The organism is Methylobacterium bullatum (genome assembly GCF_014845095.1).
In the GTDB taxonomy this organism is placed as follows: domain Bacteria; phylum Pseudomonadota; class Alphaproteobacteria; order Rhizobiales; family Beijerinckiaceae; genus Methylobacterium; species Methylobacterium bullatum.
Genome location: NZ_NKUG01000015.1, coordinates 1 through 7,628, shown reverse-complemented (window position 1 = coordinate 7,628; position 7,628 = coordinate 1). Strand labels below are relative to the sequence as shown.

Annotated in this window: 8 protein-coding genes and 2 pseudogenes; 8 read left to right on the top strand and 2 right to left on the bottom strand. The window is 65.2% G+C overall.

Annotation, left to right across the window (positions count from 1 at the left end):
• A pseudogene (locus MBTS_RS01950) lies at window positions 1–325 on the bottom strand (glycoside hydrolase family 65 protein); the annotation flags it as partial.
• Window positions 326–339: 14 nt separating this feature from the next.
• Window positions 340–1,095: an HAD family hydrolase gene (locus tag MBTS_RS01945; RefSeq protein ID WP_147833004.1), complete on the bottom strand. Its 756-nt coding sequence runs from the start codon at window positions 1,093–1,095 to the stop codon at window positions 340–342.
• Window positions 1,096–1,459: 364 nt separating this feature from the next.
• On the opposite strand from MBTS_RS01945, the gene MBTS_RS01940 reads away from it, so the two are divergent.
• The 8 genes and pseudogenes from MBTS_RS01940 (at window position 1,460) to MBTS_RS01905 (ending at window position 7,071) form a co-directional block, all read left to right on the top strand.
• Complete coding sequence (locus MBTS_RS01940) at window positions 1,460–2,110, top strand: BON domain-containing protein (RefSeq protein ID WP_147833003.1); 651 nt, start codon at window positions 1,460–1,462, stop codon at window positions 2,108–2,110.
• A gap of 72 nt (window positions 2,111–2,182) precedes the next feature.
• Window positions 2,183–2,569: a hypothetical protein gene (locus MBTS_RS01935; RefSeq protein WP_147833002.1), complete on the top strand. Its 387-nt coding sequence runs from the start codon at window positions 2,183–2,185 to the stop codon at window positions 2,567–2,569.
• Between the two features lie 47 nt (window positions 2,570–2,616).
• Window positions 2,617–2,820, top strand: coding sequence for a DUF2934 domain-containing protein (locus MBTS_RS01930; protein WP_147833001.1), 204 nt, complete (start codon window positions 2,617–2,619; stop codon window positions 2,818–2,820).
• A 59-nt stretch (window positions 2,821–2,879) separates the two neighbouring features.
• Window positions 2,880–3,574 (top strand): annotated as a pseudogene (locus MBTS_RS01925) (VIT1/CCC1 transporter family protein).
• A 473-nt stretch (window positions 3,575–4,047) separates the two neighbouring features.
• Complete coding sequence (locus MBTS_RS01920; RefSeq protein ID WP_308444976.1) at window positions 4,048–4,419, top strand: metallophosphoesterase; 372 nt, start codon at window positions 4,048–4,050, stop codon at window positions 4,417–4,419.
• A gap of 163 nt (window positions 4,420–4,582) precedes the next feature.
• Window positions 4,583–5,407, top strand: coding sequence for a metallophosphoesterase (locus MBTS_RS01915; protein WP_147833000.1), 825 nt, complete (start codon window positions 4,583–4,585; stop codon window positions 5,405–5,407).
• A 50-nt stretch (window positions 5,408–5,457) separates the two neighbouring features.
• Window positions 5,458–6,626 (top strand): IS3 family transposase gene (locus MBTS_RS01910; protein ID WP_192214974.1). Its coding sequence is split into 2 segments (ribosomal slippage): window positions 5,458–5,722 and window positions 5,722–6,626, totalling 1,170 coding nucleotides; the frame shifts between segments, so codons are not numbered across the junction.
• A 151-nt stretch (window positions 6,627–6,777) separates the two neighbouring features.
• The gene (locus MBTS_RS01905) at window positions 6,778–7,071 is read left to right on the top strand and encodes a hypothetical protein (RefSeq protein ID WP_192214972.1); all 294 of its coding nucleotides are present in this window, start codon (window positions 6,778–6,780) and stop codon (window positions 7,069–7,071) included.
• Window positions 7,072–7,628: the final 557 nt, after the last annotated feature.

Sequence of the window (7,628 nt, the reverse complement as noted above, 5' to 3'; positions counted from 1 at the left end):
CGGGGGTCACGGCGCGGGACGACGGATCGGGGCAGGCGAGGTAGGGGCCGTCCGGCAGGCCGATGCGAAGCTGGAGCCAGTCGGGGGCCGGGAGGCGTTCGGGGATCGGGGCGCCCACGAGGGCCGTGTCGAACAGCCCGGCGACGTAGGTGCGCGGGGGAAGCGTCCGGCACGCGCCGAGATCCGTTGCGAGAGCCCCCCGGAGCCCGAGGAAGCCGTTGCTGATCGCGACGCGCGTCTCGAAGCTGCTCTCGCGCAGCGGGTCGTACCCGACCTCGCTCAGAAGCCAGGCCGGGTCGGCAGTCGGACGGAGTGCTTGGCCCATCGGGCGTGGTCCTGTCATGCGGCGGGGCGGTGTGTGGTGGATGTCGCCCGCTTGGGGATGATGACCTCGTCGAGGCTTGCCACCACGCGCTCGGCGCCGGCGGCGCGCAGTCCATCGGCGTCATCCACCCTGGCGACGCCGAGGGTGGCCATGCCGCCGGCAAGCGCGGCAGCGATGCCGGCCGGCGCGTCCTCGACCACGATGCACCGTGTCCGGTCGACGCCGAGTTCCGCGGCCGCTAGCAGGAAGATCTCGGGGTCGGGCTTTCCGTGCGAGAGGTTCCGGCCGCAGACGATGACGGAAAATGCGTCGAACAGCGTCCCACCGGGGTCGAGAGCGACCGTGCGCATCATCGATTCTGCATTCCTGGAGGACGAGGCCGCGGCGATGGGCCAGCCGGCCGCCCTGAGCCTGCGAACGAGGCGAAGCGCATCTGGGAATGCAACCACCCCTTCCATCGCGAATATCTCCTCCAGGCGGCGCTGCTTGGCGGCGGCGTAGGCCGGACCGATACGCCCGACGTCCAGCACGCCCAGCGCTGTCAGGGCGGCGACGGCCCCGTCCAGCCGCGAGCGGCCCGCGACGCAGGCCTGATACATCGCGGTGGTGAGGCGCGCCGGGTCGGCGATGCCATGGAGCGCCTCCCGCCATGCGCGTTCGTGGGGCGATGCGAGCAGGACCCCGTCGACGTCGAGGATCCAGGCGTCGAGCCGCCTCGTCGGTAGGGCGACGTCCGCGACGGGCCTCAGGATGCGAGCCACATCAGGCATACGACGGTCGCCGATCCGATGACGGCGAGCCCCATCATGCGGAGGCTCTCCGCCAATGGGTCGGGCGACGTTGATGCAGGCGCCACCTGTCCGTCGGCGGCATCGGTCCACGGTGCGACGTGCATGTTCATGACGGGACAAATCCCTGATTGCCGGTCGTGCCCTGGTTCGACCGATCCCGACGCGAGGATGGCCGCATCGTCCCGTCCGATCCTTGCGCTGGATCAAGGATCGGGCCCGCCTCACCGCCTACGTTGGCCGGATGCCGGGACACGCCTCGACGTGGACGCCGGACAACCTTTCGCAGGGTAGGTCGCAAGCCATCCCCGGCATCGTCCAACCCGGCACGTCCCAGGAAACCATCATGTCCCACGACACCACCCTTCAGCACCGGGTCACGGCCGAACTCATCTGGGACCCGGCGGTGACCTCCTCGGAGATCGGTGTCACCGCCAAGGACGGCGTGGTGGCGCTCTCCGGTCAGGTCGGGACCTACGATGAGAAGCTCGCCGCCGAGGCTGCGGCTTGCCGCGTGAGGGGCGTGAAGGCACTCGTCCAGGAGATAGAGGTCGTCGTGCAGCATGCTCGCAAGCGGTCCGACGAGGACATCGCCGCCACCGCCATCGCCCGTCTCGCCTGGAACGTGGCCGTGCCGCCGGACCGCGTCTTCGTGAAGGTCTCGAAGGGCGTCGTCACCCTGACGGGCGAGGTCGACCACCGTTTCGAGGCCGAGGTCTCCGAACGGGAAGTCCAACAGTTGTCGGGGGTCGTCGCGGTGAACAACCGCATCGCGGTCAAGCCGCAGGTCGACGTCGAGGCCGTCAGCGACAGGATCAGCGAGGCGCTGGATCGCTCGTGGCTGTTCGACCCGAAGACCGTGACCGTCACCGCCGAGGGGGGCACCGTCACCCTGGGAGGCACCGTCCTTACGATGCAGGAACGCCGCGAGGCGGTTGGCGCGGCCTGGGCCTCCCCGGGCACCACTGCGGTCGAGAACTACATCAGCGTCGTCTGAGCACAGCGACACGCCTCCGTCGGGCATCGTGCGCCCGGCAGGGATACCCGTTCCCCGAAAGGCAATCAGACCATGACCAAGCCGCATCATGACCACACCCGGTCCGACGCACACGAGGCGTCCGGTAATGACAAAGGCCGCCGCATCGAGGGCGCCGCCGACGAGATCTTCGCACGAGCCAATGATGCCATCCTCGACGTCGCCGACCGGGCCACGCACCTGGCGCAGGACACCCTGGAGCGTGGGCGCGCCGGCATCCGAGAGGCGGATAGGTCGTCCCGGGCGGGGCATCCGAACGGAAGCGGACGCCGCGGCACGTCGCCGTTGGCGACCGCGCTTGCCGTCGGCGCCATGGGCTACGCCATCGCAACCCTGATCCGTGGCGCCGTGCGTAAGCGTGACAGCGTCCCGGGGAGCGCCCTGCCGGACAAGGTTTCACCCGCGGCGCCGGCTGAGTGACCGCCGCGATCCGTCCTATCGACCCCGACATCCCTGGAAAACAGCGCATGCCCCCCGAGACGAGACCCACCGACGGCGAGATCCGCGACCGCGCCTTCCACCTCTGGGAGCGGCGCGACCGCCCGCATGGCCACGCGGACGAGTTCTGGCTCCAGGCCGAACGGGAACTCCACGGCGAGATGACCGGGCGGCCGGTCCTACCCGACGGCGACTTCGTGAAGAGCGGATCGGGGTCCGATTGCTGCCGCTGACCCCCGGCCCTTGAACTCGTGAACGAAGACGAGCGTCCCCATGAGAGACCCTGACGCCGATGCGCCCCGCCCATAAGGAAAATCACCTGATCGACCGCATCGGCTGGCTTCGTGCTGCGGTGCTTGGGGCCAACGACGGCCTCGTCTCCACGGCAAGCCTCATCGTCGGCGTGGCCGCGTCCTCCGCCGCCTCCGGGGAAATCCTGGTCGCCGGCACGGCCGGTCTGGTCGCCGGGGCGATGTCGATGGCTGCGGGCAAATACGTTTCGGTGAGCTCCCAGTCCGACACCGAGCAGGCCGACCTCGCCAGGGAGCGGCGCGAGCTTGAGGATGATCCGGCCGCCGAACGCGAGGAGCTTGCGGGGATCTATGTCGCGCGTGGACTGGACCGTGACCTCGCCCTGAGGGTCGCGGACCAACTCATGGCCAAGGATGCCCTCGGCGCCCATGCGCGGGATGAACTGGGCATCTCCGAGTTCACCACCGCGCGCCCGATCCAGGCCGCCTTGACGTCGGCGTCGACCTTCTCCGCCGGGGCAGCCTGCCCTTGCTCGTGGCCGCGGTCTCGCCGACCACCCTTGTCGTCTACTCGGTCTCTGCCGCCTCGTTGGTGTTCTTAGCAGTCCTCGGGGCGCTGGGGGCCAAGGTCGGTGGCGCCGCGATCCCGAGGGCAACCGCGCGGGTCGCCTTCTGGGGCGCGGCGGCCATGGCCGTCACCGCGGGCATCGGCCACCTCGTCGGCAGGGCCGTCTGAACGACCCGTCGCTGCCTCCGGGCGCAGGCCGGTCGATGCCAAGCAGGAAGGTCCCGGACGCGATGAACCCGATGCAGCGGAGTGTCGAGCACGAGCATCGGTCATGCACGTTGCCCGTCGCCCTTGGGGTGCGGAAATGCCTAAGTATCGTGATATGCGAGCAATCGGCGCTTTAAAAGCAAGTCCGTCGTGCGGTCGTTCGCAAAGAACTCACCAGAAGCGTGCTTGATCGACGAATTTCAAATGAGGTTACTACGCTACACGACGGGCTTTCGGTAGCCACAGCGACCTAACCAGCATCCACTTTGTAGTAGGGCATACTGCACGTGTTTGCCCTTGCGTTTGGGGGCCGGCCAGGCGATCACGCGAACGCTTCAGGGATATCAATGATGAAACGCACGGCAACGCCCCCGACCGACTAATCCCGGAGAGCGATGCCGCGCGCACAGCCTCCGCCATTGCGAGAGGCTGTGATGCCCACTACACACGTCGTTTCCGACACGCATGTCGGACATCGAAATATCTTAAGTTCTTCGATGGAGCGGCCCAGGCCGTTCGCAACCATCGAGGCCCACGACGAGACCCTGGTCGAACGCTGGAACGCCGTCGTCCGCCCGGATGACACGGTCTGGCACCTGGGCGACTTCGCCTACCGGTGCACGGAGGCGTACGCGCTCTCGATATTTTTGCGCTTGAACGGACGCAAGCTCCTGATCCGGGGCAATCACGAGAAGATCGGGGAACGCCTCCCCTGGGCCGATCCCGTCCGGGACGTGGCAATGATCACGCTGCCGGATCCGGCGGGCGTGATGCGGTCCATCTGGCTGAGCCATTCCCCCACGTGAGCTACCCACGCTCGCATAGGGGCGGACTTCACTTGCATGGGCATTCCCATGGTTCGGTCCCGGGCACGGCAACGCGTGCCGATGTCGGCGTGGATTGCTGGGACTGGGCCCCCGTGACGCTGGACCGGATCCTGGCACGCATGGCCACGAACGGACCGGGGACATGACCGCCCTTGGCCTGCGCCTTTGGGTGTTCTCGGACCTGCATCAGGACTGGCCGGAGAATGCCTGGGACGCTGGCGCGCACGTGCCGTCGGGCGGATTTGATGTGGCCGTCGTGGCGGGTGATGTGCACATGCCTCTCGTCCGGGCTCTGGATTGGTTGGGCGAGCGCCTCCCTGGCGTGCCGGTGGTCTACGTGCCTGGCAACCACGATTTCTGGTGGGACCGGGGTGAGGAGCGCTACACGATCCACGACCAGTTGACCCGGGGGCGTGATCGGGCGGGCGCCCTTGGCATCCACCTCCTGCTCGACGACGTGGTCATCGTCGACGGCGTGCGGTTCGCCGGTGGCACCCTATGGACGGACTTTCGCCTGGGATCGTTCAATCTGAACCACGGTATCCGGACCGCCCAGGGGCGTGGCGGGATGGTCGATTACCGCCGGATCCGCACGGGTCCGAGGTCGCGTAATCGGATCGAGCCCGATGAGGTGCTCGCGATGCACCGGGTCACCCGTGCCTTCATCGAGGACACCCTGGCCTTGAGCCATCCCGGTCCCACGGTAGTGGTGACCCATCACGCCCCGCACCCGGCGAGCCTTCCCAGGGCCGACGCGAACCTACGGTGGTGCGATGCCTCGGATCTGTCCGATCTCATCCTGGACCGGGGACCGGATGTCTGGGTCCATGGTCATGTTCACCATGCCTCGGATTACCGTGAGGGCCGGACGCGGGTCGTCTGCAACGCAAGGGGGCATTCAGATGAGCGAACGGGTTTCAGACCTGGGCTCGCTGTTGATGTCGCCCACAACTGGCCTGCCTCCTGAAAAGTGGTCCTCCTTGAGGTATGGCTTTGAGCCATGTGGAGGATGTCATCATGGGACAAAAGAAGCATACGGCTGAAGAGATTGTTGCCAAGCTGCGCCAAGTCGATGTCTTGGTCTCGCAGGGTCGCAAGGTTGCCGAAGCAATACGCTCCATCGAGGTAACCGAGGTTACGTATTACCGCTGGCGGTCCGAGTACGGTGGCCTGAAGGGCGATCAGGTAAAGCGGCTGAAGTCCCTGGAGACCGAGAATCAGCGCCTTTGCCGGGCTATCTCTGACCTGACATTGGAGAAGCTCATCCTGAAGGAGGCGGCTGCGGGAAACTTCTGAGCCCGGCTCGCCGCCGGGCTTGTGTCGACTACGTCATTGCCGAGCACGGCGTGTCGGAACGCTTCGCCTGCCGTGTTCTGGGTCAGCATCGTTCGACCCAGCGCAAATCCGCCGTGGTGATCGAGGACGAGGCCGCTCTGACGTCCGCCATCGTCGCTTTGGCTCTGCAGTACGGGCGCTACGGCTATCGCCGGATCACGGCCCTGCTCCGGCGCGACGGCTGGACGGTGAACGTAAAGCGCGTTGAACGCATCTGGCGGCTCGAAGGGCTCAAGGTTCCCGCTCGCCAGCCGAAACGGGCACGCCTTTGGCTCAACGACGGCTCCTGCCTTCGCTTACGGCCCGAGCGTCTCGACCATGTCTGGTCCTACGACTTCGTCGAGCACCGCACGCACAACGGCAGGAAGTACCGAATGCTGAACGTGATCGACGAGTTCACGCGCGAGTGCCTGTCGATCCGTGTATCCCGCAAGCTGAAGGCCCTCGACGTGATCGACGTACTCTCGGACCTGTTCAGCCTACGGGGAGTGCCCAGTCATATCCGCTCCGACAATGGTCCGGAGTTCATCGCCAAGGCCGTTCAGGACTGGATCGCGGCGGTTGGCTCGCAGACCGCCTACATCGAGCCGGGCAGTCCGTGGGAGAACGGGTACTGCGAGAGCTTCAACGCCAAGCTGCGGGATGAACTCCTCAACGGCGAGGTGTTCTACACCCTCAAGGAGGCCAGCGTCGTGATCGAGCAATGGCGCAGGCACTACAACAGCATCCGCCCGCACTCGTCGCTCGGCTACCAGCCGCCCGCACCGGAGGTCGTCATCTGGCCAACGGAACCAACCGGATCAGCGCCGCTCGCTCACCCCACCATCGTCACGAGACCGACGATGCACTAACTTCGATCCTGGGCCACCGAATGGGGGCAGGCCAAAGCGCTGCTGTGCGAGAACGGCAAGGGGTAATGAACAGCCACTTCCGACCTATCTCGGACGTTGGCTGAAACCGAACCCCGTACTACGATCCAGTAATAATCATGGCTTGGTATGAATGAAAGATTTTGCACCGCTTGCAGTTATTGTCTTATGCTTCATAGCCGGCATCTTCCTACTAGTGGCGCTTTTAAAACGCATTCGTGGGAAGCTCCAGGGTGAATATCCTTTTGGCTTTGGTGTGCTTAGTCCTTCAATCGCTGTATCTTTAGAGGAAGCCCAATTCTTCAATATCAATGAGCACGATAAGCCGCTTATAGAGAAATTTAGAAGGACATTATTTGCCGGTGTGACGATCCTAATAGTTCTCTCCTTCTTGGCCCTCAACGTGCTACACCAAATGTTTCCGTAACTAGATAATGACTGCTTCCCACCCATTGCAGATTTTAAGAGCCGCTGGTTCAATAGCTTGGGAAGCACGAGGGATTAGTAGCACTTGCAAAACAGGCCATGTTTATGAGCATCGCTCAACAGTTCGCACGCGACGACGGCCGATCACGTCTAACCATCCATCAGCGGCAGGACGGCCTTTTTTTCTACACTGAAGATAGCTTCTACGACGGCTGGGACAATGCGCCCGCAATGTGGCGGGAAGGATACCCACCTTCCGGCCTCTTCGCGACTGTGGAGGATGCCAGAGCTGAGGCCACAGCCGTCATACCCTGGCTGCGAGCAACCCACACCTGATGGCTGCTCCCCACCCTGAGTCGACCTTCCTCGCTAGTGCCTAAGGTCGAAAATCATTCGTTTCGGTTGGCGAGGGAAGGGTGATGAGAGTCTTCACGAGCGCGGGCTCGATCGCGCGCCGCAACCGCTGCCCCTCGGCGGCGGTTCTGTCTGCCGATGCGGCGCGCGTCGAGCGACCCCCCTCAAGCCGGGATCGCGTCCGCGCTGGGCGGCGTGCGGGGG

Bases quoted from the DNA above. Each gene is read 5' to 3' on its own strand.
- MBTS_RS01945 (WP_147833004.1), bottom strand. From the start codon at position 1,095: ATGCCTGATGTGGCTCGCATCCTGAGGCCCGTCGCGGACGTCGCCCTA.
- MBTS_RS01940 (WP_147833003.1), top strand. From the start codon at position 1,460: ATGTCCCACGACACCACCCTTCAGCACCGGGTCACGGCCGAACTCATC.
- MBTS_RS01935 (WP_147833002.1), top strand. From the start codon at position 2,183: ATGACCAAGCCGCATCATGACCACACCCGGTCCGACGCACACGAGGCG.
- MBTS_RS01930 (WP_147833001.1), top strand. From the start codon at position 2,617: ATGCCCCCCGAGACGAGACCCACCGACGGCGAGATCCGCGACCGCGCC.
- MBTS_RS01920 (WP_308444976.1), top strand. From the start codon at position 4,048: ATGCCCACTACACACGTCGTTTCCGACACGCATGTCGGACATCGAAAT.
- MBTS_RS01915 (WP_147833000.1), top strand. From the start codon at position 4,583: ATGACCGCCCTTGGCCTGCGCCTTTGGGTGTTCTCGGACCTGCATCAG.
- MBTS_RS01905 (WP_192214972.1), top strand. From the start codon at position 6,778: ATGAAAGATTTTGCACCGCTTGCAGTTATTGTCTTATGCTTCATAGCC.